Origin of the sequence: Bacteroides sp. AF20-13LB, assembly GCF_003603065.1 — a bacterium.
GTDB lineage: Bacteria > Bacteroidota > Bacteroidia > Bacteroidales > Bacteroidaceae > Bacteroides > Bacteroides uniformis.
The window spans coordinates 96,718-97,437 of record NZ_QTMH01000018.1 but is presented as its reverse complement, the minus strand read 5'-3'; the positions used below and the strand labels follow the sequence as shown (position 1 = coordinate 97,437).

Annotated in this window: 1 protein-coding gene; it reads left to right on the top strand. The window is 46.5% G+C overall.

From position 1 onward, the window contains the following. Positions 1 to 399: tyrosine-type recombinase/integrase (locus tag DWX62_RS19195; protein ID WP_165859028.1), on the top strand; the 399-nt coding region annotated here is incomplete at its 5' end. Positions 400 to 720: the final 321 nt, after the last annotated feature.

Sequence of the window (720 nt, the reverse complement as noted above, 5' to 3'; positions counted from 1 at the left end):
CTGACCGTGTCACTCACACCCGAAGCCATGCAGATGGTCAGGATGGTGGCGAACAGGAATCCCGATTCCCCCTATCTGTTTCCCATTCTGCAGAGCGAGGAAGGTACGGAAGCGGCATACCGGGAATACCAGTCGGCACTCAGGGGATTCAACCAGCGGCTGGCAGTACTCAGGCAGTGCCTGGGAATGCAGTCGGCACTCAGTACCTATGCAGCCAGACACACCTGGGCCACAATGGCTTACCATTGCGAGATACACCCCGGAATCATATCGGAAGCCATGGGACACTCCTCCATCACGGTGACGGAAACCTATCTGAAGCCTTTCAGCAACAGAAAGATTGACGAGGCGAATCAAAGGGGAATTTCTTTTGTAAGAAGCGGAGCGTGTACAGTATAAAAGACGTTACTTCTTTTGATAGGATAGAATAGATTTGTCGCATATTTTCCGGAATCTTCAAACAGAGTTTTGAGGAACGGAATGGTACTGTCTTTACGGAGCTCCAATCGGTGCTATCAATGGACTGTCATTCAACCTTTTGAACTGAAAAATACATACTTTTATTCTTTGAGAGCCTCATTTCATCCCTTTCCCACTGTCATCTTTCTGGACTTCCAATCCTCTTTCCAATATCCCAACGGACTGTTTTTTACTATTCCAAACAAAACCGGTCTATTTTCTCCTTATTCCCTGATTATTAACGGGATTAACAAGATTTCA